Annotated in this window: 27 protein-coding genes and 1 tRNA gene; 23 read left to right on the top strand and 5 right to left on the bottom strand. The window is 49.6% G+C overall.

Going from position 1 to position 23,902, the window contains the following annotated elements; all coding sequences use genetic code 11:
* Positions 1-5: 5 nt before the first annotated feature.
* The 5 genes from F457_RS13975 to F457_RS0110095 all read left to right on the top strand — a co-directional run bounded on the left by F457_RS13975 (position 6) and on the right by F457_RS0110095 (position 1,620).
* Positions 6-434 carry a structural protein P5 gene (locus tag F457_RS13975; protein ID WP_083912764.1) on the top strand — a complete coding sequence of 143 codons (429 nt, stop codon included), beginning with the start codon at positions 6-8 and terminating at the stop codon, positions 432-434.
* Between the two features lie 41 nt (positions 435-475).
* Positions 476-715: a hypothetical protein gene (locus F457_RS12850; RefSeq protein WP_018981019.1), complete on the top strand. Its 240-nt coding sequence runs from the start codon at positions 476-478 to the stop codon at positions 713-715.
* 92 nt (positions 716-807) lie between these two features.
* A complete protein-coding gene (locus F457_RS0110085; RefSeq protein ID WP_018981020.1) occupies positions 808-1,119 on the top strand; it encodes a hypothetical protein in 312 nt (103 codons plus the stop codon).
* 50 nt (positions 1,120-1,169) lie between these two features.
* On the top strand, positions 1,170-1,403 hold the full coding sequence (locus tag F457_RS0110090; protein ID WP_018981021.1) for a hypothetical protein: 234 nt from the start codon (positions 1,170-1,172) through the stop codon (positions 1,401-1,403).
* 16 nt (positions 1,404-1,419) lie between these two features.
* Positions 1,420-1,620 carry a hypothetical protein gene (locus tag F457_RS0110095; protein ID WP_018981022.1) on the top strand — a complete coding sequence of 67 codons (201 nt, stop codon included), beginning with the start codon at positions 1,420-1,422 and terminating at the stop codon, positions 1,618-1,620.
* Positions 1,621-1,852: 232 nt separating this feature from the next.
* Here F457_RS0110095 and F457_RS0110100 read toward each other — a convergent pair.
* Positions 1,853-1,927 (bottom strand) — tRNA-Val (locus F457_RS0110100).
* Positions 1,928-1,966: 39 nt separating this feature from the next.
* Here F457_RS0110100 and F457_RS12855 point away from each other — a divergent pair.
* From F457_RS12855 to F457_RS0110125, 4 genes are all read left to right on the top strand, one after another.
* A complete protein-coding gene (locus F457_RS12855; protein ID WP_018981023.1) occupies positions 1,967-2,896 on the top strand; it encodes an N-formylglutamate amidohydrolase in 930 nt (309 codons plus the stop codon).
* Between the two features lie 93 nt (positions 2,897-2,989).
* Positions 2,990-3,925: a homocysteine S-methyltransferase family protein gene (locus F457_RS0110110; RefSeq protein ID WP_018981024.1), complete on the top strand. Its 936-nt coding sequence runs from the start codon at positions 2,990-2,992 to the stop codon at positions 3,923-3,925.
* 317 nt (positions 3,926-4,242) lie between these two features.
* The gene (locus F457_RS0110120; RefSeq protein ID WP_026294344.1) at positions 4,243-6,690 is read left to right on the top strand and encodes a TonB-dependent receptor plug domain-containing protein; all 2,448 of its coding nucleotides are present in this window, start codon (positions 4,243-4,245) and stop codon (positions 6,688-6,690) included.
* Between the two features lie 96 nt (positions 6,691-6,786).
* Entirely contained in the window at positions 6,787-8,133 is a 1,347-nt protein-coding gene (locus F457_RS0110125) for a purine-cytosine permease family protein (protein WP_018981027.1), read from the top strand.
* A 276-nt stretch (positions 8,134-8,409) separates the two neighbouring features.
* On the opposite strand, the gene F457_RS13980 is transcribed toward F457_RS0110125, so the two are convergent.
* Positions 8,410-8,700 (bottom strand): hypothetical protein, encoded by a 291-nt coding sequence (locus tag F457_RS13980; protein ID WP_169584125.1) that lies wholly within the window; start codon positions 8,698-8,700, stop codon positions 8,410-8,412.
* Between F457_RS13980 and F457_RS13390 the strand changes: the two genes are divergently transcribed.
* From F457_RS13390 to bfr, 3 genes are all read left to right on the top strand, one after another.
* On the top strand, positions 8,680-9,072 hold the full coding sequence (locus F457_RS13390; protein ID WP_169584126.1) for a helix-turn-helix domain-containing protein: 393 nt from the start codon (positions 8,680-8,682) through the stop codon (positions 9,070-9,072). The two genes, F457_RS13980 and F457_RS13390, sit on opposite strands and share 21 nt — an antisense overlap.
* A 124-nt stretch (positions 9,073-9,196) precedes the next feature.
* Positions 9,197-9,763 (top strand): cysteine hydrolase family protein, encoded by a 567-nt coding sequence (locus tag F457_RS0110135; RefSeq protein ID WP_018981029.1) that lies wholly within the window; start codon positions 9,197-9,199, stop codon positions 9,761-9,763.
* A gap of 314 nt (positions 9,764-10,077) precedes the next feature.
* Positions 10,078-10,566, top strand: coding sequence for a bacterioferritin (bfr, locus tag F457_RS0110140; protein ID WP_018981030.1), 489 nt, complete (start codon positions 10,078-10,080; stop codon positions 10,564-10,566).
* 76 nt (positions 10,567-10,642) lie between these two features.
* Here bfr and F457_RS13985 read toward each other — a convergent pair whose 3' ends face one another.
* The gene (locus tag F457_RS13985; protein ID WP_169584127.1) at positions 10,643-10,795 is read right to left on the bottom strand and encodes a hypothetical protein; all 153 of its coding nucleotides are present in this window, start codon (positions 10,793-10,795) and stop codon (positions 10,643-10,645) included.
* A gap of 384 nt (positions 10,796-11,179) precedes the next feature.
* On the opposite strand from F457_RS13985, the gene F457_RS0110150 reads away from it, so the two are divergent.
* From F457_RS0110150 to F457_RS12875, 8 genes are all read left to right on the top strand, one after another.
* Positions 11,180-12,271 carry a glycosyltransferase gene (locus F457_RS0110150; RefSeq protein ID WP_018981032.1) on the top strand — a complete coding sequence of 364 codons (1,092 nt, stop codon included), beginning with the start codon at positions 11,180-11,182 and terminating at the stop codon, positions 12,269-12,271.
* A 271-nt stretch (positions 12,272-12,542) separates the two neighbouring features.
* Positions 12,543-13,832 (top strand): MFS transporter, encoded by a 1,290-nt coding sequence (locus tag F457_RS0110155; protein ID WP_018981033.1) that lies wholly within the window; start codon positions 12,543-12,545, stop codon positions 13,830-13,832.
* Between the two features lie 141 nt (positions 13,833-13,973).
* Complete coding sequence (blh, locus tag F457_RS0110160; protein WP_018981034.1) at positions 13,974-15,269, top strand: bifunctional sulfur transferase/dioxygenase Blh; 1,296 nt, start codon at positions 13,974-13,976, stop codon at positions 15,267-15,269.
* Between the two features lie 94 nt (positions 15,270-15,363).
* Positions 15,364-16,791: a D-glycero-beta-D-manno-heptose 1-phosphate adenylyltransferase gene (gene rfaE2 / locus F457_RS0110165; RefSeq protein ID WP_018981035.1), complete on the top strand. Its 1,428-nt coding sequence runs from the start codon at positions 15,364-15,366 to the stop codon at positions 16,789-16,791.
* Positions 16,792-16,843: 52 nt separating this feature from the next.
* A complete protein-coding gene (locus F457_RS0110170; RefSeq protein ID WP_018981036.1) occupies positions 16,844-17,992 on the top strand; it encodes an AGE family epimerase/isomerase in 1,149 nt (382 codons plus the stop codon).
* A 242-nt stretch (positions 17,993-18,234) separates the two neighbouring features.
* Complete coding sequence (locus F457_RS14130; RefSeq protein WP_018981037.1) at positions 18,235-18,390, top strand: transposase; 156 nt, start codon at positions 18,235-18,237, stop codon at positions 18,388-18,390.
* Between the two features lie 467 nt (positions 18,391-18,857).
* Positions 18,858-19,997 carry a phage terminase large subunit gene (locus F457_RS13395; protein ID WP_264873519.1) on the top strand — a complete coding sequence of 380 codons (1,140 nt, stop codon included), beginning with the start codon at positions 18,858-18,860 and terminating at the stop codon, positions 19,995-19,997.
* Positions 19,998-19,999: 2 nt separating this feature from the next.
* Positions 20,000-21,439, top strand: coding sequence for an anti-CBASS protein Acb1 family protein (locus F457_RS12875; protein ID WP_018981039.1), 1,440 nt, complete (start codon positions 20,000-20,002; stop codon positions 21,437-21,439).
* A gap of 21 nt (positions 21,440-21,460) precedes the next feature.
* On the opposite strand, the gene F457_RS14410 is transcribed toward F457_RS12875, so the two are convergent.
* A complete protein-coding gene (locus tag F457_RS14410; protein ID WP_156809433.1) occupies positions 21,461-21,664 on the bottom strand; it encodes a ribbon-helix-helix protein, CopG family in 204 nt (67 codons plus the stop codon).
* Positions 21,665-21,750: 86 nt separating this feature from the next.
* Between F457_RS14410 and F457_RS0110195 the strand changes: the two genes are divergently transcribed.
* The 3 genes from F457_RS0110195 to F457_RS13835 are packed head-to-tail and all read left to right on the top strand — an operon-like array spanning position 21,751 to position 23,647.
* Positions 21,751-22,605, top strand: coding sequence for a DUF3560 domain-containing protein (locus tag F457_RS0110195; RefSeq protein WP_018981040.1), 855 nt, complete (start codon positions 21,751-21,753; stop codon positions 22,603-22,605).
* Positions 22,606-22,654: 49 nt separating this feature from the next.
* Entirely contained in the window at positions 22,655-23,461 is an 807-nt protein-coding gene (locus F457_RS12880; RefSeq protein ID WP_018981041.1) for a hypothetical protein, read from the top strand.
* A gap of 12 nt (positions 23,462-23,473) precedes the next feature.
* Positions 23,474-23,647 carry a hypothetical protein gene (locus F457_RS13835; protein ID WP_018981042.1) on the top strand — a complete coding sequence of 58 codons (174 nt, stop codon included), beginning with the start codon at positions 23,474-23,476 and terminating at the stop codon, positions 23,645-23,647.
* Here the strand turns inward: F457_RS13835 and F457_RS12885 are convergent.
* On the bottom strand, positions 23,622-23,897 hold the full coding sequence (locus F457_RS12885) for a hypothetical protein (RefSeq protein ID WP_018981043.1): 276 nt from the start codon (positions 23,895-23,897) through the stop codon (positions 23,622-23,624). The genes F457_RS13835 and F457_RS12885 overlap by 26 nt on opposite strands.
* Positions 23,898-23,902 lie beyond the last annotated feature (5 nt).

The raw sequence follows: 23,902 nt of genomic DNA on the forward strand, positions 1-23,902 counted from the left end.
TAACCATGCGCCCTCTTCCACGCGGTATCCGCAACAATAACCCCGGCAATCTTAATTATGCCGGGCAAGCCGGCGCTCATAAAGAGCCGGAGCCTCACGGGCGCTTTGCTGTATTCCCAACCGCTCAAGACGGTTTGCGGGCTTTGCGCGACCAGCTTTTACGCTATGTTGAGCGGGATCGGGTCAACACGATTGCTGGTATCATCGCCAAATGGGCGCCGCCTACGGACGGCAATGATACCAGCGCTTACGCCGCCACGGTTGCCGCCCGCGTTGGTATCGGCGTACAGCAGCGCTTTAACGCCCTCACACCCGACCAGCTCACCGCCCTTATGCACGCCATTATCCGTGTCGAAAACGGCCAAGACCCTTATGGAACGCTCGTGGATCGTGTGGCTCATGAAGCCGTGCGACCGTCCCCCACGATGACCTAACCTCATCCCCCAATACGCCGCCCTCTGAGGCGGTTTTTTTTATGCCTGGAGACTTTATGGATATTACCGCTTTCCTTGACCTTTTGCCGAGCAATATCGGCCTGATCGTCGCGTGTGTGATCATCGTCTGCAAGCTCGTCACCGTTACGGTGCGGCCACCTTCCAACGGTTCACGCTGGGGGCTGCTCTATCGGGCCATCAGCACGGTAGCGCTCAATATCGGATGGGCCACCAATCGCTTCCAAGCCGGACGCCCCACCGACACACGCCCCCGGCCATGACCACGCCAGAGCTTCATTGCCGCGATGGGCCAGCCTGCCGGACGCAATCAACACACCTACTACCCCCTCAAAAAAAAGAACTGAGAATCACCATGACTGACGAAACAACCACACCAACAGCCACCCCCATCACCGCTCTTGTGAACGCAGGCGAAAACATCTTTGCCGCCGTCACAGGCAAGAAAGGCGAGACACAAGAGAAGATCGCTGACGGGGCTGCCCGCTTGCTCGATGGCGTTCTGCCTACCGTTGAAAGCAAGGTCTCCTTTGATCTGGCTTCCGTATTAGCGGGCGCTACGGGCATCCTGTCCGGTATTGCCCTGGTGCTGACGGGCTTAAAAAAGAAGAAAGCCGCAGCCTCTGACGCAAGCGAAGCAGCTCCTGCCGTTAACGGCATGGGCTAACCCACATGGGAGGGCTGCGGCTCTCCCTGACACCTAGAGGGAATCATCCCATGAACCCCTATTTCGCAGGAGGATTCATCCTCACAGTGCTCGGTTTCCTGACGGCCCTGATCGTCTATAGCAACCGAGCAGGCCGCAACAGTGCCCGCGTCAGCTCCGAACGCCAAGACGCAAGCGACGCCACACAATCAGCAGAAGCCGCTCAACGGATGCTCGAAGCCCGCACGAACGGCATACGCTCCGATAACGCGCTCATAGATACACTGGATAAGGGGACGTTTTGATGAAGCACGTTGCTTTATGTGTCGCCTTGTTGTCGCTCGTAGGCTGCCCCCCCCCACCCGATACAAGCCGCTCTGCCCGCCGCTCGTGCATTACACGGCGCAGGAGGAGAAGCAAGCCGCCGATGAGCTACGTGCTCACCCCGACCTGCACGAGCTTCCCGCTATGTTGCGTGATTATGGGAATGAGCGGAAGGAGATGCGGAGTAGGGCGCGATAGAACCTCTGCCTCAGAATACTGTGGTTAGTACACACAGAACTATCTTCACGCCCTCTTACTACAAGCCGCCCAGCACCTACGGAAACGACAAAATTGGGTGGGCAAGATTTGGGCAAAAAGATACAACGAATCGTAGAAAAACACAGCATAATATAGAAAGATACAGAAAGGAGGCTTCTGCCTTCATACCTTCAAAAACTAGCTATTTTCTGGGGGATTTTATTCTTCCGGATGGTGGGCGCAACAGGGATTGAACCTGTGACCCCTACCATGTCAAGGTAGTGCTCTACCGCTGAGCTATGCGCCCTCGCCATCCGGTGAGTGGGTATTTACCTGAGGTAGATAAATGTGGCAAGCCATTACCGTGAAAAAAATTCAAAAAATCTTCTCTGCTGTTTTTTCTCGTGATGCCTCCCCCGTTTCTGATGGGCCGGTAGGCTGCCATCTAGCCTCTTTAGAGAGTGCCTCTCCTCTTTTATTATCCTCTCCACATTCAGGGCGTCATTATAGTGATGACTTTCTGGCCATGGCCTCTCTACCGAAGCATGAGTTGGAAAGAATGGAAGATCGCTTTACCGATCTTCTCCTTCAAGATGCCCCGTCTTACGGCGTTAGCCTCGTTCAAGCCTATTTCCCGCGTAGTTTCTGTGACGTTAATAGAGACTGGAGAGAACTTGACGGGGCTATGTTCATACCCCCTTTACCTTCATACCCCCTCATTCGAAGCAGCAAAGTTGACGCAGGATATGGCGTTATTCCACGCTGTTCAGCTCCAGGGAAAACAATCTATCGTTCATGCCTCCCACATACAGAGGCTGAGCGACGCTTATCCACATGCTGGGAGCCTTACCAGCAGGCATTACAAAAAAGCCAACAAGCTCTAACAAGTCGCTTCGGTTTTTGTGTTCTCTTAGATGTGCACTCTATGCCCCCGCTTCCTCAAAAAAGACGCTGCGATATTGTTCTTGGCGACCTCCATGGTCGGGCATGCTCGCCTATTTTGACGGACTTCTTAGAAGAAAGCTTCACGCAACGTGGATATCATGTCCAACGCAACACGCCTTACGCTGGAGGCTATATTACCGACCGTTACGGACAGCCCGAACAGAACCAACATGCCCTCCAAATTGAGATTAATCGTGCCTGCTATCTCAACCTCAACACCTTAAAGCCCCATAAAAAATTTAAGCATGTTCATCGTGATATAAACGAGATTTTGTCACAGACTGCCTCTTGGCTTTCCCATGATGGTCGTCATCTTCTCGGTTCTATCTAAAGCGCATCAACATAATGCCTCCCCGTGACATTCTTTGCAGTAAACAGTATAGAGGCGGCCGGTTGCATCCATTTTATTGAGCAAAGTTCATTTATGTCGGCACAAAACACTCTTATTTTAGATGGCGGTATGGGCCGCGAACTCCATCGCATGGGTGCTCCGTTTAAACAGCCTGAATGGTCTGCACTCGCGTTGTTTGAAGGGCCTGACTTTGTTCGCAAAGCTCATGAAGCTTATATCCATGCCGGCGCAAATGTTATCACCGCTAATAGTTATGCTGTGGTGCCCTACCATATTGGGGAAGAGCGTTTCCAACGACATGGGGAAGAGCTGGCTCATCTCGCAGGAAAACTTGGCCGAGACGCCATACAGAATACACGCCCCTCTTCTGTGTCCTTAGCGGGCTCCCTCCCTCCAACGGGAGGCTCTTACCGTCCAGACCTTTTTGATCAAGCGCGAGCACACTATATTCTTTCAACCCTCATAAAGGGCTTATCGCCCTCTGTTGATCTATGGCTTGCTGAAACACAAAGTTCTATTGCCGAAGCTCAAACAGCACGACAAATAATAGACCGTAACGACACACGTCCGTTTTGGGTCTCTTTCACGCTGGATGACAGCCAAATTCATTCACAAAGCCCCTATACCCACATGCCCGTCACGTTACGATCGGGTGAACAATTAGTAGATGCTCTGAACACTATGCTTCCTTTAGGTATTGATGGGGTTCTTTTTAATTGTAGCGACCCACGCATTATGGAACCGGCCCTCACAACAGCCTCCGAATTGATACGTTCAGAACCCGAAGCAAAACGCCCTCGCCTTGGCGTCTATGCGAACGCTTTCGTCAGCCATGACCACGGACAAGGTGAGGAAGCAAACGAAGCCATCAGTACTCTTGATGAAGAGCTGACCCCCCAGCGCTACGCTTCTTTTGCAGCAGAATGGGTGCACGCAGGAGCAAGCATTGTCGGTGGATGCTGTGGAATTGGGCCAGAACATATCGCCGCTCTTTCCAACGAGAGGTGAGCGTAATTTTTATATAGGGCCAAGCTCTATAGACAGTTTGAGATGGTGCCTGTCTAAAAGATCGGGAAAAATCATTACAGTCTGTTTAAGAAAGATGACATAAGAGAATATAGCTCTCCCCCTGTACAGCCAGCAAAAGACATAACGATAACCGAATATCTTCTCACTCATTGTGGTTATTCTGTGTCATTAACGACACAATTCACATTGATCTTTCTATTATACACTTAAACACGCGATAAAATCGTTGATCTTTGATCCTCTTTCACTAAGCGTGTGGCTCCCCACTCATCTCTCTTCAGCCGGAGCCCTTTCTCATGCGTTGTCAGAACAGAATTTTGGTTCTCCCCGTTACCCTTCTGTTCGCTTCTTCCGCTTACGCAGACCAACTTTCTGACGCGAAGCGCTCTTCCTATCACCCCATTACGACACCTCATAAGCGTTCATCCGCAACGCACCACCATAAAAAGAGAACCTCTCTCACAGCGCATTCACCTGAGACTCTTAGCGTCACGGCACATAACACCCCCCTGCGCCGCGCACGGGCGAGCACAACGCCTGTCGATGTTATCTCGGCGCAACAGCTTCATCGCACCGGCGCTATCAATCTGGCGGATGCCCTAGCGCGCGTTAATCCGTCTGTCACGATTGGGACGGCAGGTTATGATGCTGGCGCTTTTACCTCATCAATCCGTCTCAGAGGGTTGAACCCTAACCATACGCTTGTCCTGATTAACGGAAAGCGCCGGCATACAACGGCTAATATTTACGCAGATTCTGGGCCCCAGGAAGGCTCTAGCCCTGTGGATCTTAACATGATCCCAGCAGAGGCAATTGACCATATTGAAGTATTAAGAGACGGAGCTGCCTCTCAATATGGTGCTGATGGGATCGCTGGCGTCGTTAACATCATCCTCAAAAAAACTGTCTCTCACCTTGATATGGATGCCCAAACCGGCGCCAACGCTTATAATGGCGATGGATGGCAGTATCAGTTTGGATTTGATGGCGGTCTCCCGCTTGGCGATGACGGCTATGCCAATCTCAGCGGGCAAATGTACCATACGGATCACTTCGTGCAGAAAGGGATTGATTCCCGCACTGGCGTTTCGGATGACCCTGCTCTTAGCCTCTCAGAAGAAACACGCCAAACCCTCAGCCTGAATGCCGGAAAACATCTGACACGCTCTCTGGAGCTCTACGGTTTTGCGACCTATGCCCACCGGCATGGAGAATCATACCAAGATTACCGAACGCCTGATATTTTACCGCAGATGTACCCGCAAGGTTTTGTGCCCATCGAAGCGCTTGAAGAGCAGGACTTTGCCATTACGCTTGGGCTTAAAGGCCGCCTCCCTGCTGGGTTCAAGTGGGATTTAAACTCAACTTATGGTTTTGACGACGACCATATGTCCCTCAAGAACACAGCTAACCCCGCCTATTATGCTGACTATGGGTCTAGCCCAACAAAAGCCCGCACAGAAACATTCAACCATATGCAATGGACGAATGACCTCAATATTAGCCGTAAATTCTCTTTGGGTTCCGGTCGTTTTATTAACCTCTCCTTTGGTGGGCAGCATCGGCTGGAGATTTACCATATCGGTGCGGGCGATCCTGTTTCCTACTATAAAGGCGGAACACAAGGCTTTGCAGGCCTCATGCCTGAAAATGCAGGACGATGGAACCGCGATGTCTGGGCGGGATATATCGACACTGATTTCCATCCAACACGTAAGCTGGACATTGATGTTGGCGGTCGTTTTGAGCATTACACCGATACGGGTAACGCAGAGACAGGGAAAATAGCGGCTCGGTATGACTTCACTAAGCGTTTTGCTGTACGTGCAACCATTAGCAACGGGTACCGTGCCCCAACGCTGCTGGAAGAACATTATAGCGCCCTCAACGTCACACCTTTTGGCGCTTCTGCCAGCCTCCCTGTGAACTCTCCCGCAGCAAGCTCATTGGGAGCCCAACGTCTTAAAGCCGAGCGGTCAACATCCCTGAGTGGCGGCTTTGTGATGGAGCCCGTTGATAATTTCCACGTGTCCGTTGATGCTTATCAGATCAATATTCGCAATCGCATCGCCCCTGGTGGCAGCTTCCAAGGCGGAGCTGCTGAAAATGCTATCGGTCTAACAGGCGCTACGCTTCCTGGAGGCCTCGCATCTGATAATGTCACAGCGACCTACTTTGCTAATGGAGCAAGCACCCGCACGCAGGGGCTCGATATCATGGCTGATTACGCCCTCAGCCTACGCCGTTACGGGCATCTTAACCTTAGTATGGCCCTTAATCTGAACCGCACCCGTATCAGTCATCTTGCAACGGATGGTACTGGGTCACCTTTCCTGAACGCACAGCAGATTGGGTATCTCACAACGGCATCACCACGCAGCAAAATCATCTTGAACGCCTATTGGACGATTGGAAAATGGAGCGTCAACGTGCGTCAGACGCGCTATGGTGAAACCGTTAATAATGTTACGTATCAAGACCAAGCGCCTGCAGCACTCCAATATTCACAAAGCCAATTTCATCGTTTTGTGAATACTCCTGCGTGGCTGACAGACCTTGAAGTCGGCTTCCAAGCCACTAAACGGATTCACCTCGCTGTTGGCGGAAATAACCTCTTCAACGTACGCCCACGCCGGATGCCCTTAGAAAACTCTTATTTAGGCACACTTTTTTATGACAACAACTCGGCTGGAATCCCCATGACGGGAGGGTATTATTATGGCCGCATCAATGTCAGCCTTTAAGGGCAGAATTCTCTTGTGAGTATCCCTATTCGTAAAGGGGCTATTGTCTTCTTAAAGAACGCGGCATGATGCGCCCCCGAGGAGAAAGCCCCCTTTATGACGTCGCCTATTGAACAACACACAATCTACCCCATTCCTGAACAAGGACGGTATGGCCGCCCTTACAGCCAATTTACGATCTGGTTCAGTAGCAACATGACCCTCCTCACTGTTGTCACAGGAGCAATGGGGCCTGCGGAATACCACCTTTCCTTCCTCTGGTCGGCCATAGCCCTTCTGTTGGGCAACCTCATCGGTGGGTTTTTTATGGCCCTTCATGCCGTGCAAGGCCCCATCTTGGGTGTGCCTCAAATGATCCAAAGTCGTGGACAATTCGGCAGCTGGGGCGCGGTGCCTATCATTATGATGGTCATCGTTATGTATATCAGTTTTGTTGCGTCAAATTGCGTTGTCGGGGGAGAAACGCTGCAATTTGTTCAGCCCGCCCTTCACCGCCATACAGCTATTCTCATCATGGCGTTTCTTAGCTTTATTCCCTGTATTATCGGCTATCGCACAATCCAAGCCTGTGCATCACCGCTCTCTATTCTCACGACGATTGTCGTTATTTTATGCTTTGTCCTTGGGCTTTCAGGGCATACGCAACAGATTTTAACCGACTGGCATGGTTCTGTTCCCGGATTTTTACAAAGCTTTTCTATCGCTGTTTTATGGCAAATTGCGACTGCCCCTTACGTCTCTGACTCCTCACGCTACCTCCCTGCCAACCCTAAAACCTATCCACGCGTCTTCTTCGCCTGCTATAGTGGAACTGTCGGCGGTTCATTTCTAGCAATGGCCACAGGGGCTTTTTTGGCCGCGCAATCCCCTCTTTCGACAATTGCTGCTATTGGTCATATCACTGGAGAATGGGGGGCTCTCATTGTCCTTATTCTCGGTCTTTCCATCGCCTTTGCTAATGCAATGGATCTCTATTGCAGCACGTTAGCCACCATTACATTTTGGCACACATTCAAACCACGCTGGCACCCGCGCGGGCTAACGCGCCTCACCATCAGTATGCTCACCGTTATCCTTGCAATCTGCATTGCACTTTTTATGTCGGGCTCTTTTAATACAATTTATACGGCTATCTTGGATATTCTCATGATCGTTATGATTCCTTGGACAGCCATCAATCTTGTTGATTTTTATATCATCCAAAAAGGTCACTATGACGTACCTTCTTTTTTCCAAGAAAACGGCGGTCGATATGGCCGTGTTAATAAACCTGCGATCCTCAGCTATCTCATTGGAATTGTCGCAGGCATCCCCTTTCTCAACCTAAAATTTTATCACGGCCCCCTGCTCGCCTCCCTCCATGGGATTGACATCTCCTGGCTTATCTCTCTCGGCAGTGCAACCAGTGCTTATCTATCCCTGCATCGGAAAACAGAACCTTAGCCTCACTATGATGAGCCCATTCTATGACCTCACATTTTAAAGCAGCACCCACCGCGACAAAAATTACCATCATTCATTATAAAACAGCACAACCCGCCGCCATATATGGCTTGCAAGATCTCTTTTCCGTCGCGTTAATAACACACAAACATAGCTCCAGACGGCCTAACCTCTTGAGCCTCACCTACGTCATATCGTCATTATCCCTCCAAGTCTTGAAGGCATTCCCGACCCTAAGTGCCATAGCGCTCTTCTCCAAAAACTGACCTTTTGGTATCAACAAGGAGCCTTCATAACAGCCGCTTGCGCAGGCACGTTTTTAGTTGCTGCGACTAAGCTTCTTGATGGAAAAAAGCCACCACGCATTGGTCGTATAAAGAGAGCCTTACACAACAATTTCCAGCCGTTACCACTGATGTTCAGCAGGTTCTCATTGATAATGGTCATATCATAACTGCCAGTGGACTCATGGCATGGATTGAACTGGGGCTGCATCTTATTGGTCGTATCTTCGGAGAGGATGTGAGAGAAAGAACGGCTCATTTCATGTTCGTTACGCCAACGCATGAACAGTATCGCCCTTCTATCGCCGAATACCCTTCTCTCAATCATCCAGATAAAGCCATTCTTAAAGTACAAGAATGGCTGGGAAAAGCACATAGGGCCGCTGTGACAGTCTCCAACTTTGCTGATGCCAGCGGGCTCACACAACGAACATTTCTACGTCGCTTTAAAGCAGCAACAGGGATGACCCCAAAAGATTATCTCCTTCATTATATTATGAATGAATCGAAACATGATATGGCCACCACCCGCAAGCCCATTACTCAACTCGCATGGGAAGCTGGCTATAGCGAGCTGGGCGCTTTTAGACGTGCCTTTAAACGTGTAACTGGCCTCTCCCCTACCGACTATCGACGTCGCTCACAACTTTCCTAATTCAATGTCATTTTTGGACTCATTTTTGTCTCTTTCGATCATTTAACCCTCTCATAATTATCTTTACTCTACAGTCATCAACAGATGCTTAAATAAGCTATATATCTTTGAAAGGATGCTCTTAATGACTGCTCTTCTTCTTATCGATATCCAGAATGATTACTTCCCAAACGGCAAGTTCCCACTTCCTGAGATGATAGAGATTGGATTGCGTTGTCAAAACATCCTCAACGCTGCACGTAAAAATGATCTTTCTGTTGTTCATATTCAGCATATTTTCCCCAAAGGAATGGGGGACTTTTTATGCGCTGGCACTCAAGGCTCTCATATTCATGAATGTGTCGCCCCTCTATCCAATGAAATAATTATTACCAAAGAATTTCCTAATTCTTTCCATAAAACCACCCTTAACAAACACCTCCTCAAGCTAGGCTGCAAACATGTCATCCTTGTTGGCGCAATGACACAAATGTGTATCGACGCTACAGCCCGTGCTGCCTTGGATCTCGGCTATCAGGTCACGATTTGTGACGATGCGATCGCTGCTCAACGTGTCACCCTGCAAGGTATTAATCTGGACACGGCCCAAGTTAACGCTGCCTTTCTTTCTGCGCTTTCTATGGCCCAAGCTCGCGTTGTTCCTTCTACTCAGCTCTTGCATACAGAAAGCACGTCAAACGCCCCTTCGTAGGGCTTTACTCTCCTATGCCTTCCGCAAGACATGCCAAATGCCTCTAATAAAAACCACAACCCTATTGTTTGTGATTATCAGGCGTCCCTCAAAGAAACCAATAACTTAAAAAAGAAAACTCTATAATACCTCATAAAAACCTTTTAACTCTATAAAGGTCATGACAATACTTATGATAATCAGTCGCAATTAAAGTTGAAAAACTTCTTTACTTAAAAAAGAATTTGATCCTTCCTCCTTATAGGCTTATAAGAGCCCAAGAAGGCGATATTGCTTTGCCTTACAGAACATGAACCATGTCGAAAGAACTTACTATGGCAGCCAAAGATCCTAAGGTCGTCGAGATTCTCAACATTCAGCTTGCGAATGAGCTGACCGCCATTAACCAGTATTTTCTGCACTCCCGTACTCTTAATCACTGGGGTGTCACGAAGCTGGCAAAAAAAGAATATGATGAATCTATTGAAGAAATGCGCCATGCCGACTGGCTCATTGAGCGTATTCTCTTCCTAGGCGGTCTTCCTAACCTGCAGAAGCTCAATCCGCTTCAGATCGGTCAAGACGTTAAAGAGATTCTTGAGTGCGACCTTAAAGCTGAAGAGCTTGCGCTGACTCACCTGCGTGAAGGCATCGCCTATAGCGAAAGCGTTCACGACTTCGTAACCCGCGACCTTCTTTTCCGCATTCTGGCAGACGAAGAAGAGCATGAAGACTTCATTGACCGCCAGCTTGATCTGATCAAGCAGATGGGCATTGAACGCTACATCCAGCTGAACTCAACGTCAGCTGACGTCAAAGAGTAATAGCGTCTAGACGCTTCTTACATACAATGTAAGCGCTCTTCGTAACACCCGGCTCCTACGCCGGGTGTTGTCGTTTCTATGCCCCGACAGTAGCGCCTGCCCCATCTTGTTCCATATCAATAAGCATAGGCTTCGCGTTGGCCCCACAGGGTAGCTTTGTAACGGCCGCGATATCCTCCGCACATGTCTCCCCACGCGCCTCCAATGCCTCTTTCAGGCAACACGCCATGTTGCGTACACATTGCCCACATTGAACCCGGCATCGCCTTGATGTGTACACTTGAGAGACCCGGCACACTCCACCTTGGACTGCGCTCACGACATCTTTATCAGACAACGAATTACACGAACAAATGATCATAGTGAGGCCCCCGGCTCCTCTAAGGCGATCTGCTCTCTCGACGATAGTGAAAGTGATAGTCGTTCGCAAACAAATTTTTATCTTTCACGTCGAATTTATTAAAAATCATTTATTATCAATAGATTGTATAACAGTTATCTTCTTGGCTTTGCTCTATCTTCACACAACGTACCCGTTTCGCATTCAGCGTTGCGCCCAATTTCCATTATCCGCTATGCAGGTATTTATTCAAAAATAATCGCAGGGCTTCCAATGAAAATTCACTATATTGTTACAAGCTTAGAAACAGGCGGAGCCGAATTCGCGATTCCAACAATTATTAATGCCATAAAGAAAGAAGGCCATAGCGTTGACATTACAGCCTGCGAGCCTCGAGATATGGGGGCTGCGCCACTTCTAGACAAAGCAGGCCTACCGTATCGTGTTTTGTTTCAAAAAAGGCCAAGTATTTTCAAAACGATATTTAATTTCATACAAATTTTAAAAGCACATAAGCCTGATGTTATTTGGACTTCTTTAGGAAGAGGCACGACAGTCGGACAAATAGCTGGTGCTCTTATGGGTATCCCCGTCGTCAGCTGGAAACACAGCGCAAGTGCACGGCTCTCCATGAGATTGGGGAAAAAACTTACCTCTTTTTGGATCGCAGATTCCTCATTCGTTGCTCAATTTTTATCTGACAAGATGAAAATTCCTGACAATAGAATCGCGACATGGCCTCTTTATGTGTGTTCCCCCCATCAGGAGAACATCACAGCGTGGGATGGCAAAACAACCCTACAAATAGGCAGTACAGGCCGCTTGCATGCCGTTAAAAACTACCCTTATCTTTTAAAAGGGCTCGCTCTTTTTTGCTCCCGAAACCCACAATGGGCACAACATGTCCATCTCTCTATTGCGGGAGATGGTCCGCAACGATCTGAACTTGAGCACGTTATTCAAGAACACAGCTTACAAGACCACGTGTCCCTTCTTGGTTTTACCAACGACGTGGAGGGGTTTTTACGTAACCTCCACGTCTATACGCAACCCTCCCATTATGAAGGGATGTGTCTGGCTGTCCATGAAGCTATGGCAATGGGGCTTCCAATTATCGCAACGCCTGTCGGCGAAATGGTTCGCAGTGTTCAAGAAGGAGAAACAGGTTTTCTCCTCGGCCGTGACGAAAAAATCATAGAGACATTTTCTACTAAACTAGAAGAAATATTCAAAAATCCTAATTGCTTAAAAAAACTAGGTAATAACGCTCAATCCTATGTCTATTCTCATTACGGTCAAGATCAATATAACAAAAGATGCCATAAAATATTACAGGAAATTCTTCAGCTGACACATAAAATATAAGTTTTTAAGGCGTTATTTCCTTGCTTACATATTTCCTTGCTTCTCTATGCCATTGTATATTAGCATATAAGCACAGCACAATTTCGTCTTTCATCTACCTACCTTCACGGAGACTGTGTTTTCCTCTCAACGTAGGTTTGGTAACGAAACGTAAACACTGGCCCGAGCACTCTCGTAGGGCCTTTCATAACGACGCGCCCCACACCTAACTTCAGCAATGAGGTTGGAATTAGGTTCGTGGCGTGCCCCAATTTGGTGGAGAGGCTTATTCATGTCTGAAGCGACAACCGAAAAGCGTAGTTTTGTTGAGAAAATAGGTATCCCTAAGCCCTTATTCTGGGCCTTTGTCGGACAACTTCTCTTCATGGTCGGAGATGGTGTCGAAGCTGGATATCTCGACACGTTTGAACTACATAACGGACATACGCAAGACTTCGTTAATCAGCTTTTCATGTATTACGGGATCACCGTCATGATCTCCGCATGGCTTGCTGGCCCACTTTCTGACCTGTTCGGCCCTAAACGGGTCATGTGGTGGGGGCTCATTTTATGGGCTGTTTTAGAAGTTGGTTTCCTCGTATTGGGCCTCACTCCCAATAATGGGTTCATGACGACTCTCTTCTATACCCTGCGCGGCTTTGCTTATCCTTTGTTTGCCTATGGCTTCCTCGTATGGATTTCAGCAGCAGCCCCAACAAAGATGCTTGGTTCCGCAGCGGGATGGTTCTGGTTTTCGTTCTCCGCTGGACTTCCAACATTAGGATCTCAATTTGCGCGCTATGCAATCCCCCAGATTGGTGAGATCAATACGTTCTGGTGCTCCCTTGTTCTCGTGATTATTGGTGGCCTTATTGCGCTACTCTTTACCCATGAGCCTACCGGGAAAAAACGCCTTCTTCCCGAAAATGTATCGGCAGCTCAAGCATTCTCAGACTCACTGAGCATTACATGGCGTGAACCTAAGACCCTTATTGCAGGGATCGTCCGAACCGTTGATACATCATCAGAATACGCCTTCTTAGCCATTATGCCGGGATTTTTTGTCAATACACTGCACTTCTCCCAAGGCCAGTGGCTCAATTTGCTCTCCCTCATTTTTTTGAGCAATATTTTGGTAAACTTAGTCTCTGGCATGGTAGCCCATAAGCTCGGCTATCGCTTTGTAGTTGCTGTTTTCGGCGGGATTGGCGGCTTTATCACCATTCCTCTTTTCTATTACATCCCTCTTTGGTTCCCTGGAAATTTCTGGGCGGCAGCGGCTGCAGGCGTCCTTTACGGTGCTTCTGTTGCTGCTTTTGTGCCCCTTTCCGGCTTGATGCCTCAGATTTGCCCACGTGAAAAAGCGGCAGCCCTTTCCATTCTTGGTTTAGGCGCCGGCGCATCAACATGGGTTGGCCCCGCTGTAGTCGCTGCTTGTAGTGCCTTTTTTGGCCCCGGTATGGCTTATATCATTTGGACATTCGCAGTGATCTATCTGCTCACTTCTCTCCTAACGATGTCCCTCACCATTTCGCCGGAAGCTCGTCGCTACACAGAAGAGATGGACGCGAAAAAGTCTTAAAAACGAACCTCTTCTACCGCTTTTCAGACGAGTTTCTCCATCAAACACCCCTGCTTTTGCGGGGGTGTTCTTGATTCCAGCGCTTAGATCACTCATTTTATGGAGAAATAACATTCATCTTTTCATAATAAGAGGCTCCCTATGAAATGTATCCGTATTAATGACCAACTCACAATTTCAGAACAACCGAACCTAGACACATTAGCGTCGCTGAAAAAAGAGGGCTTCACAGATGTAGTTAATCTACGCCCCGACGATGAGGCGCCCGCGTACCCCCTCCATAAAACGGCTGCTCATACCGCCCGTGAAGCGGGGCTTAACTATCATTATATTCCCGTTACGCTAAAGAATATAAAGCGTGCAGATATCCGGGCATTTCAGGATGTTCTAACTCACCATAGAGGGCCAATTTTCGCACATTGTGCCTCTGGAAAGCGTGTCATGAGCCTTTACGCCCTTGGCCTAGCGCTTGATGGGCATCTCCGCGCTGATGACATCATTTCCTTCGGCCGTAGTCAGGGATTTGACCTTCAAGAAGCCCAAGCCTGGTTTAAACACGAGCAGCAGCGCCCTCTTCTCGTGGAAGGTTTTTTTGACCCACGCACCTGGACAGCTCAATATATTGTAACAGACCCAGCGACCAAACATTGCGCTATCATTGACCCTGTTTTGGACTTTGATGAAAAATCTGGCACGACCAGCACACGCAACGCAGATCATCTTCTCAGCTACGTTAAACAGCATGACCTAACTATAGACTGGATCCTTGATACCCACCCTCATGCAGATCACTTTTCAGCGGCTCATTATCTAAGAAGTAAAACAGGTGCCCCAATGGGGATCGGTGCCCAAGTCACCGCGGTGCAAAAACTCTGGAAAGACCTTTATAACCTCCCTTCTCTACCCACAGATGGCTCTCAATGGGATCGTCTCTTCAATGATGGTGATACATTCACTATCGGGTCTCGCACGGGCCACGTATGGGCTTCACCCGGCCATACTCTCGCTTCGGTCAGTTTTCTGATTGACGATGCAATCTTCGTGCATGACACGATGTTTATGCCAGATTCAGGAACAGCTCGTACCGATTTCCCTGGTGGTAGTGCTCATACGCTGTGGCAATCTCTTGAACGTATCCTTTCCCTGCCAGATGAAACGCGCGTTTTCACAGGGCATGATTATCAGCCTGATGGTCGCCACCCACAATGGGAGAGCACCATTAGAGAGCAAAAAGAAGAAAATCCTCACCTAAAAAACATGACGGAAGAGGGTTTCATTACACTGCGTGAAACGCGTGACCACACACTTCCGATGCCCAAACTTCTTTTACCCGCCTTGCAGGTTAATATCCGTGGCGGACAACTTCCAGAGCCTGAAGATAACGGACGACGTTATCTGAAGATCCCCCTCAACGCGATTGATGATGCCGCGTGGTAACCTACCACTAGACATTGTATGATGATGCCGGCTCTTTGAGCTGGCCATCATCATACTCTCTAACGACTATTGCTTGAGCTGGAGACCCTGCACTGTGATTGAAAATTTTAAGTTTGGCCGTGTCACAGTCATTGGTGATATCATTCTAGACCAATATATCATGGGATCGGTTAGCAGGGTCTCTCCAGAAGCTCCCGTTCCTGTATTGTTACGCTCTCATCAAACATTTGTTCCAGGGGGTGCTGCTAATGTTGCGGTCAATGCGGCTTCTCTAGGCTGTAGCGTGCAGCTTCTAGGGATCGTTGGCGATGATTCTTCTGCACAAGCTCTCCGTCGGGCTTTAGCAGCTTGGCCCTCCATTGATGCACATTCTTTGGTAAGCTTTCCTGGCTGGCCCACCATTACAAAGACACGCGTTCTCAGCGGTCGTCAACAAATTGTCCGCATTGACAATGAGAATACAGCGATCCCTTCTGATATTTCCCAAAAGCTTATTATGGCCGCCCAGCAGGTCATAACGTCATCTGATGTTATTATCTGCTCCGACTATGCTAAAGGGGCGTTGTCGGACGATGTGCTACGCTTCGTGATTGATACCGCTCGCGCTCACAATATTCCTGTTATTGTAGACCCTAAGCGCCCTGACTTTACCGTCTATCGCGGTGCAACACTTCTCACCCCCAACCGCACCGAAATGGCCCGCGCAACACATAATTTGCCTCTAAAAACCGATCAGGACGTTGAAGAAGCTTCCCGTATCGCCAGCCTACAATTTGGCGGTGATGTCCTCCTCACACGGTCGGAAGAAGGCATGTCCCTCTGGTGTCGTGATGGCCGCATCATCCATACCGCCGCTCGAAAGTCAGAGGTTTTTGATGTCTCAGGCGCTGGGGATACGGTTATTGCAACTGTTGCGGCTGTTCTCTCCGCCGGGAAAGGCTTAGATATTGCCACAACAATTGCGACAACGGCCGCTTCTCTTGCCGTGAACAAACTAGGCACCTCGGCGGTCTCACGCGATGAACTCAGCCGTGCTTTACAAGGAGAGATGGAAGATTCCAACGTTATAGTTCCTCTGGAAGCCGCCCTTCAAACAGTGGACGACTGGAAACGGCACGGAGCCCGTATCGTCTTCACCAATGGTTGTTTTGACCTCATCCATCCTGGCCATATCTCACTCATTGAAGGTGCAGCTCGCCAAGGAGATAAACTCATTGTTGCCCTTAATACCGATGCTTCAGTACGGCGTCTCAAGGGCCCTCAACGTCCTCTACAAGACCAAGTATCACGTGCTAAGGTCGTTAGCGCACTTCGCCATGTTGATCTCGTTCTGCTGTTTGATGAAGACACACCTCTTGAGCTGATTAAAGCTCTCAAACCCCATATCCTCGTAAAAGGGGCGGATTATCGTGAAGAAGAGGTTATCGGCGGCGATATCGTCAAAGAACAAGGGGGGCGCGTTGTCTTAATGGATATCGTTGAAGGACAATCAACGACGAATATCGTCCATAAAATGACCTAGTTGCCAGCCGCTTACAAAAAGCCTAGCCTGTTCTCCCAGTAGAGGAAAGATAATGATGACTGTACATTCTCTTTGGAAGAACTGGCTAACTACTCAAGCATTCCCTCTTTGGAGTGGCGCAGGCTTTGACACCTCCCGGCAGTTATACCAGGAGCGCCTCGCCTTCAATCATGCACCGATTGCCCTTCCTGCACTCCGCCTTATGGTGCAAGCACGCCAAATAGCGACATTCTGCCAAGCTTCCTGCGATGGGCTGTATCAACAAGCCGAACAAGCGCATCATTGCTTAGAGCGTGTAGAAAAGCTGTATTATCAGCCTGACGGTCAAGCTGGTTGGGTTTTCTCTATCGGCCCTGACCACAAACCTGTCAATACAACGCGTGATTTATACGGCCATGCCTTTATTCTCTTTGCCTATGCATGGGCTTATAAGCACACACCAACCCCCCATTATCTTCAGATGGCTCGACATACGATCCATGAGATTGAGCAGATCTTCCGTACCGGAAATGGCGGCTTCCTAGATAGTTTTCCTGCTGTCGATGCGATAAGGCGCCAAAACCCACATATGCACCTTTTAGAAGCGCTTCTCACCCTCTTTGAGGTGTCGAATGACGCATTTTATTATGATAAAGCCCAGAGTCTCACTGCCTTTAGTCTCAGAAGTTTCCTCTCAAAAGATCCCACCATGCTTCTCGAGTTTTTCACAGAAGGATGGCATCCTTCCCAGAAACGAGGGGAAAATCGCGTTGAAGCAGGTCATCAGTTCGAGTGGGCATGGCTTCTGAGTGAATTTAATCGCCTCTCTCCGCAACACATACATCTTAACGAGACAGCACATCACGTGGCATCATCTCTTTTCAAAAATGGGCGCCAATACGGCCTGAAAGAGGGACTTGTCCTTGACGCCATGACAGAAACGGGAACGCTCACAGAACTATCCTATCGCATCTGGCCTCAAACAGAACTGATGCGCCTTCTCGTCCGCCACGCAGACGCCCCAGAAACAGAACGTCTTACCCTACTGAACAGCCTATCGGAACGTTTCTTCCGACAATTCGTGCCAACAACATTAGCCGGTGGATGGATCGACCGTTTTCATGAGAACGGACGTTCTGCGACCGATTTTATGCCAGCAAGTTCACTCTACCATATTTACAGCGCTGCCCGCGAAATACTCTTTCACCCCTTAGAAGGATAAGTAATTCAAATATTATACAGTCTTTCTCCTATTGTTCATATCTTGATTAAGGGATAAAAGGAATAAGTCATTCTGACGAAAGTTTTTTATTAAAACTGATGACCAGAAAGAAGTATAGAACTAGCTACTTTATTGCCAGGTGGAACATGGCCAACTACTCTCATATAATTACTGTTAGGAAGTGTTGACAAAAAATATTTTTGTATATGATGCACTCCTTCTCGTTGGAAAGGAGAGAGTGTATGCGCGGTGTTTTAACAGACGCAGAATGGGCGATTATTGGTGAGCTTTTGCCGCCTGAGCACGGTCGCTGGTCACGTCCAGCACACGATAATCGGCTTTTTCTTAACGGAATGCTGTATGTCCTACGTGTCGGTTGTCCTTGGCGAGACATGTAGGAACGTTACGGGAAATGGAATTCCGTCTACGTTCGGTTTCGCCGATGGGCCGAACAAGGGGTATGATCGTGATAACATACGAGACACCTTGCTTTTCCATGCGGTTCTGCCCGTTATCCCACCACGATCAAACCGTAGAAAGAGCATTCCCTACGACATCCATGATTATAGGGATCGCAATCATAGTGAGCGTATGTTCAACAAACTGAAGCAATTTCATCGTATCGCCACATGGTATGACAAAACACGAAAATCCTTCCTCGCCTTTCTCAACATCGCTGCCATAAAAATCTGGATACCATTATTTGTCAACAAAACCTAGTCATTCTCGCGGTGGGGAAGCCACAATAGCCATTGGGTCGCCGCCGAAGAAAATGCGACTGTAAGGAGCGTTTTATAGGTGTCTGAAAGAGGGCTGAAACGGGTTTAAATCAGACTCGTTTCAGTGCTCCCTATTTTGTCTCAAAGTGCAGAAAATTTTGTCCCGCTGCCGTGAGTATCAGAACTCTATGGCGGATTCTATGCATAAACTCCTGTCCGACCAGATCGACAGTCTCGGTCTTGCTCCGTGGTTTACCGTGCTGGAGAATGCCATCCGGGCCCATAACGGCTCTGAGTTCCTCTTCAAGGGACTGGCCCGTAATATCCAGAGCATCAAATCCACTGAAGGCGTTGATATTGCGTGGGTTGAGGAAGCGCAGACGCTGAGCCAAGAATCCATTGAGCTTTTATTGCCAACGATCCGCAAAGAAGGCTCTGAAGTGTGGTTTACGTGGAACCCCCTTGAAGAGGGCTCCCCCATTGAAAAGCTGCGTGAAAGCCTCGCTCAGAACCCTGAGGCTTTTATTGGACAGATTAACTGGTCGGATAATCCGTGGCTCCCTGAGGCGCTTAATAAAGAGCGTTTGCGCTGTTATGAGACCGATCCTGAGAGCTATGACCATATTTGGGAAGGCGGTTTCCGCCGTTACGGCCAAGCCTTCTTTAGCATCGACGCTACGCTCACCGATAAGGCCCCTGTCCCTCTCCCGTCCTTCTGTGACTGCGTTTATGCCGTCATGGATACGACGCTGAAAGGCGGCATGGGCAATGACGGCACCGGCGTCGTGTATATCGCATTTGACCGCTTCAACCATGAGACGCCCCTCTTCGTTCTTGATTGGGACATCGTTGAGGTCGAAGGCTCTATGCTGGAAGACTGGGTGCCGGTTGTTATGGAGCGTCTCGAAACCCTCGCTCGTGACACCCATGCTCGTCATGGCTCTATCGGTTTGCATATTGAGGACAAGGCGGCGGGTTCGGTGATTATCCCACAGCTCCAACGACGCGGGCTGAACGTCCACGCCATCGAGAGCCGCCTGACCAGCATGGGCAAAGACCAACGCGCCTTAGACGTGTCCAGTCCCGTGCAGCAAGGGCGCATTAAAATCACAGAGCCCGCTTTTGAGAAGACAACGATCTTTCGCGGGCAAAGCAAGAACCACTTTCTGTCGCAAGTCTTCGGGTTCCGCCTCAACGACAAAGACGCCGCACGTCGGGCAGACGACCTGCTGGACTGCTTTTGTTACGGCATTGCCGTTGGGCTTGGCGACACGATGGGAGGCTAATCATGGCCGCTGAAAGCACATACGGGACGAATAGCCTCTGGCGCACTATCATGGACGAGAACATTCTTCCCGGCCATGCCCCCTCCTATGAGCTGTGCAAGCTGCTCTATACGTCACACCCGTTGGGCGGCAAGATCGCTCATATGCCCGTTGAGATGGCGCTTGGAGAAGCACGCACGATCCGCGTGGACTCTGCCCCCGATGATGAAGCCGCTAAGGAGTTCCTGCATCATTGGGCCTATAATGGCTGTGATGATGTGATCGCCAAAATCGGCACAAAAGCACGGATTTACGGCCTCGCCGCGATGGTGTTTGGCGCGGTTGATCCGGCTACGGGCAAGCCCATCCCAACAGATGAGCCCGTTCCGTTTAACCGGCTGCACGAGCTGGATATTTACTTCAATGTTGTTGATCCGCTGAACACAGCGGGGTCGGTCACACTGAACCAAGACCCGAACGATCCTGACTTTCTCAAGGCCGCCGCGTCGCTTGCTGTGAACGGACGACCTTATTGCAAGGGCCGCTTTGTCGCGCTCATGAATGAGGGACCGGAATATTTGGACTATGAAGGCTCTGCCTATGGCTATTCAGGCCGGTCGAGCTTCCGCCGCTGCGTTTACCCGCTTCGGTCTTATCTCGAGACACAGGTGGCTAACAATCAGGTAGCGCATAAGGCGGGCGTGATTATCGCCAAGATTAAGCAGGCCTCTTCTACGGCCAATCAGATGATGAAAGTCTTCTCATCGCGTAAAGCTGAAACCCTCAAATTCAGCAGCAATGAGAACGTCATCACCATCGACAAAGACGAAGAGATCACGTCGCTTAATCTTCAGAACGTCGATGGGTCGCTTCACGGTGTGCGGCAGTCCATCTTGGAAGACATCGCCGCTGCGGCCACCATGCCCGCACAGATCCTCAAAGCCGAGACCTTGGCGCAAGGCTTTGGTGAAGGCACGGAAGACGCTAAGCAGATCGCTCAATATGTCGCGCGGATGCGGCGTTGGCTCAAGCCAGTCTATGACTTTTGCGATGCTGTCACGATGCGCCGCGCGTGGAACCCCGCCTTTATTCGCACGATGAAGGAGAAAGACCCCAAGGGATACGGCAACAAGTCCGAGGAAACGATCTTCCGCGAATGGCAGGCCTCCTTCGTGGCGCAATGGCCATCTGAGAACAACGATGCGGAAGAGTTTGAGGTTACAGAGAAGCGCTACCGCATTCTCTTAGACACCGCACGGATACTCATGCCAATGGTTCAGAACGATCCTAGCGGCATGGCCGAGCTGCTGGAATTCCTGCAAACCAACATCAACAACACCGACAATCAGCTCTTTGCAGGTGAGCTCAATATCGACACCGATGCCATCCGCGCCATGCCCCCCGGCTCGTTCAATGTTGAAAGCGGAGAGCCGAAGGAGCCCGATAGGCCCGCTGGTATTTGAGAGAAATCTGGCCTTTTTTCTTCAAGGACTATGCGGTTCCTCCTCGGCCTTCAGTGCTTTCTGAAGAAGGCGCCGTATGGCTTCGGCGCGGGTAATCCCGTTCCGTTTTGCACATGCGTCGATAAGCTGGGTTTCCTCGTCCGTAACGCGTGCCGCTATGTGGCTACGCACGCCACTACGAGGCCTCCCTCTTCTTTTCTGGTTACCATTTATTGACTTATCCATAATTATTGGTTACCAAAAAAACAGACCGAGAGAAAGAGGCAACTTTCAACTCGGCCCTAACCACGAACGAAAAGGAAACTTTCGGCATGGCTGAAACCGCAGATAACACACTTGATGTAAAAAAACAGCATGGAACATCCCCTGCCATTAACGCTTATGAAGCGAGGCAACATGCGCGGAAAGCACGCTATGAACGCCGTGCTGAGGCTGCAAGAGAACAGGCTGTTACGGAAAGCAATGAAGCGTCGTCAATGCTTAACGTAATCACAGATTGTCAACCTATTCATGTTGGTCATCATTCCGAACGCGGACATCGCAGCCTTATAAAGCGCTCATGCGTTAAGATGCGTAAGTCTATCGCGTATGATGAAAAGGCAGACTACTACGAGGACAAGGCAAAAAGCGTTGGCAAGAGTGGGATTTCTAGCGATGATCCACAAGCGATTGAAAAGCTCAAAAAGGAATTAGAAGCCGCGGAAGCGGGACAAGAACGCATGAAGGCGGCCAACAAAATCCTCCGTAAAAATCCAGAGGATAAAGACGGCCTTATGGCGCTCGGATTTTCTGAGAAGGAAAGTGAGGAACTTATTCATCCGCCGCGTTGGATGTGCTCTGTTGGCTTCCCAGCCTATGCTCTTACAAATAATCGCGCAAAGATCAAACGTCTCAATGGACGCTTAAAAGAGCTGAGACGCGGCGCGCAAGCCGAGACTATGGAGACCGTCCAAGAGGGTTACACATTTCGCCACGACATAGAAGAAAACCGCGTCATGTTCATTTCCAACGGGAAGCCGGATGAGAACGTTCGGGCCATTCTCAAACGTTACGCCTTCAAATGGTCGCCACGTCGTGGGGCTTGGGTAAGGCAAGCGACAGCAAATGGCGCTTTTGCTGCACAATATGCTCGCAAAGAACTAGACCAACTGACCACAGCACAGTGAGCTTATAATAGCCGCCTCACAACGGGGCGGTTCTTAGAAAGAACGCCCCATGCCCCGCACGAAGCCTTTCCAGACTGTGCTAAGTGAGGCCGTAGTGGACTTGCGTCGTTATGGCTATGACAGCAAGGCGCGGCTTCAGAAATGGGTGCGAGACTTGCGCCGCGCAGCCCGTGGCATGGTGGGCAGTGATGCCGCTCTTGAAGCGGAGATTAAACGTGCGCTCCAACAGTCCTACCGCCAGCAGGTCACGGGTGGGCTTCTCGCACGCAAGCACGGCATCCCCGCTTATACGATCAAGAAGCTCTCCCCGACGCTACAACGCGAGCTTTCACGGCGCACACAAGCCTCGGTTGATCTCATTCGCCTTAATCGCACGAAGTCCATTGAAGAGACGCTCCAGCGTTTTTCCGGCTGGGCGACCGCTCAGAACCCCGGGAGCGCTGCCGACGAGCAGCTCCGCCCTCTCAAGACCAGCCTCTCTAAGCCGATCCGCTCGCTTCCGTTTGAGAAACGCCGCGTCATTATTGACCAAACCGCCAAGCTCAACAGCAATCTCAATTATCTCACCGCTACCAACAACAAAGCGATTGCGGTAGAATGGTATGCCAATCCTGATCGGCTCAATTACAACCACCGCAAAGAGCACCTAGAGCGCAACGGCAAGATTTACGCGCTAACCGATGGCTGGGCCTATCAGAAAGGCTTCATCACCAAAGGCGCGGGCCTGTACGAGGATATAGACGGCTTCGGGGTGCTGCCTTTCTGCTCCTGTCGTGGCCGCTATCTCTACCATCTCGACCAAATCCCCGACGACATGCTGACCGACAAAGCACGGGCGGCTCTGAAGAACACCTGAAAGGATCACAACATGGATCACATGGATGAATTTGACCGAGAAAATGCCCTCCGCTGGACATGGCGGGGTAAGCTCTTGCATCGCATCGCAAAGCTCCTACGTATCCCCGCCAGTATCGGTATGTATCCTATTGGGAAGCGTCGGGAAATTTTAGACACGTCTAATAAGAACGCGCAATATCCATGAGCCATGTATTGACAGTAGACGGTTGATAAGAAGCCCATTCCTTTTGGATTCTGCCTACAAATATATCATCTTCTCGGTGAATATATTGTTTTAAATCATCTTTAACAGAGCCGACGGATCGTGACGTATCTAAAAACCATACCGATTTCTGAGCATGACAGTAAGATTTATATGTCTTAATCGCTTCTATTAAGTTGGGATAATCTCCGTCATTTCCTTTTAAATCGTATGTCACCAGCAAAACAGACATGTAAG

It is taken from the genome of Saccharibacter floricola DSM 15669 (assembly GCF_000378165.1).
Lineage (GTDB): Bacteria > Pseudomonadota > Alphaproteobacteria > Acetobacterales > Acetobacteraceae > Saccharibacter > Saccharibacter floricola.

What these genes read in the sequence shown, in the direction of transcription:
- F457_RS14410 (WP_156809433.1), bottom strand. Translation starts at nt 21,664, where the DNA reads ATGGATAAGTCAATAAATGGTAACCAGAAAAGAAGAGGGAGGCCTCGT.
- F457_RS0110195 (WP_018981040.1), top strand. Translation starts at nt 21,751, where the DNA reads ATGGCTGAAACCGCAGATAACACACTTGATGTAAAAAAACAGCATGGA.
- F457_RS0110085 (WP_018981020.1), top strand. Translation starts at nt 808, where the DNA reads ATGACTGACGAAACAACCACACCAACAGCCACCCCCATCACCGCTCTT.
- F457_RS12880 (WP_018981041.1), top strand. Translation starts at nt 22,655, where the DNA reads ATGCCCCGCACGAAGCCTTTCCAGACTGTGCTAAGTGAGGCCGTAGTG.
- F457_RS14130 (WP_018981037.1), top strand. Translation starts at nt 18,235, where the DNA reads ATGCGCGGTGTTTTAACAGACGCAGAATGGGCGATTATTGGTGAGCTT.
- F457_RS13975 (WP_083912764.1), top strand. Translation starts at nt 6, where the DNA reads ATGCGCCCTCTTCCACGCGGTATCCGCAACAATAACCCCGGCAATCTT.
- F457_RS13980 (WP_169584125.1), bottom strand. Translation starts at nt 8,700, where the DNA reads ATGCGTTGGCGTAACGAACATGAAATGAGCCGTTCTTTCTCTCACATC.
- F457_RS0110155 (WP_018981033.1), top strand. Translation starts at nt 12,543, where the DNA reads ATGTCTGAAGCGACAACCGAAAAGCGTAGTTTTGTTGAGAAAATAGGT.
- F457_RS13390 (WP_169584126.1), top strand. Translation starts at nt 8,680, where the DNA reads ATGTTCGTTACGCCAACGCATGAACAGTATCGCCCTTCTATCGCCGAA.
- F457_RS12850 (WP_018981019.1), top strand. Translation starts at nt 476, where the DNA reads ATGCCTGGAGACTTTATGGATATTACCGCTTTCCTTGACCTTTTGCCG.
- F457_RS0110090 (WP_018981021.1), top strand. Translation starts at nt 1,170, where the DNA reads ATGAACCCCTATTTCGCAGGAGGATTCATCCTCACAGTGCTCGGTTTC.
- F457_RS0110135 (WP_018981029.1), top strand. Translation starts at nt 9,197, where the DNA reads ATGACTGCTCTTCTTCTTATCGATATCCAGAATGATTACTTCCCAAAC.
- F457_RS0110170 (WP_018981036.1), top strand. Translation starts at nt 16,844, where the DNA reads ATGATGACTGTACATTCTCTTTGGAAGAACTGGCTAACTACTCAAGCA.
- F457_RS12855 (WP_018981023.1), top strand. Translation starts at nt 1,967, where the DNA reads ATGTGGCAAGCCATTACCGTGAAAAAAATTCAAAAAATCTTCTCTGCT.
- F457_RS12875 (WP_018981039.1), top strand. Translation starts at nt 20,000, where the DNA reads ATGGCCGCTGAAAGCACATACGGGACGAATAGCCTCTGGCGCACTATC.
- F457_RS0110150 (WP_018981032.1), top strand. Translation starts at nt 11,180, where the DNA reads ATGAAAATTCACTATATTGTTACAAGCTTAGAAACAGGCGGAGCCGAA.
- F457_RS13985 (WP_169584127.1), bottom strand. Translation starts at nt 10,795, where the DNA reads ATGGCGTGTTGCCTGAAAGAGGCATTGGAGGCGCGTGGGGAGACATGT.
- F457_RS0110095 (WP_018981022.1), top strand. Translation starts at nt 1,420, where the DNA reads ATGTGTCGCCTTGTTGTCGCTCGTAGGCTGCCCCCCCCCACCCGATAC.
- F457_RS13835 (WP_018981042.1), top strand. Translation starts at nt 23,474, where the DNA reads ATGGATCACATGGATGAATTTGACCGAGAAAATGCCCTCCGCTGGACA.
- F457_RS12885 (WP_018981043.1), bottom strand. Translation starts at nt 23,897, where the DNA reads ATGTCTGTTTTGCTGGTGACATACGATTTAAAAGGAAATGACGGAGAT.
- blh (WP_018981034.1), top strand. Translation starts at nt 13,974, where the DNA reads ATGAAATGTATCCGTATTAATGACCAACTCACAATTTCAGAACAACCG.
- F457_RS0110125 (WP_018981027.1), top strand. Translation starts at nt 6,787, where the DNA reads ATGACGTCGCCTATTGAACAACACACAATCTACCCCATTCCTGAACAA.
- F457_RS0110110 (WP_018981024.1), top strand. Translation starts at nt 2,990, where the DNA reads ATGTCGGCACAAAACACTCTTATTTTAGATGGCGGTATGGGCCGCGAA.
- bfr (WP_018981030.1), top strand. Translation starts at nt 10,078, where the DNA reads ATGGCAGCCAAAGATCCTAAGGTCGTCGAGATTCTCAACATTCAGCTT.
- F457_RS0110120 (WP_026294344.1), top strand. Translation starts at nt 4,243, where the DNA reads ATGCGTTGTCAGAACAGAATTTTGGTTCTCCCCGTTACCCTTCTGTTC.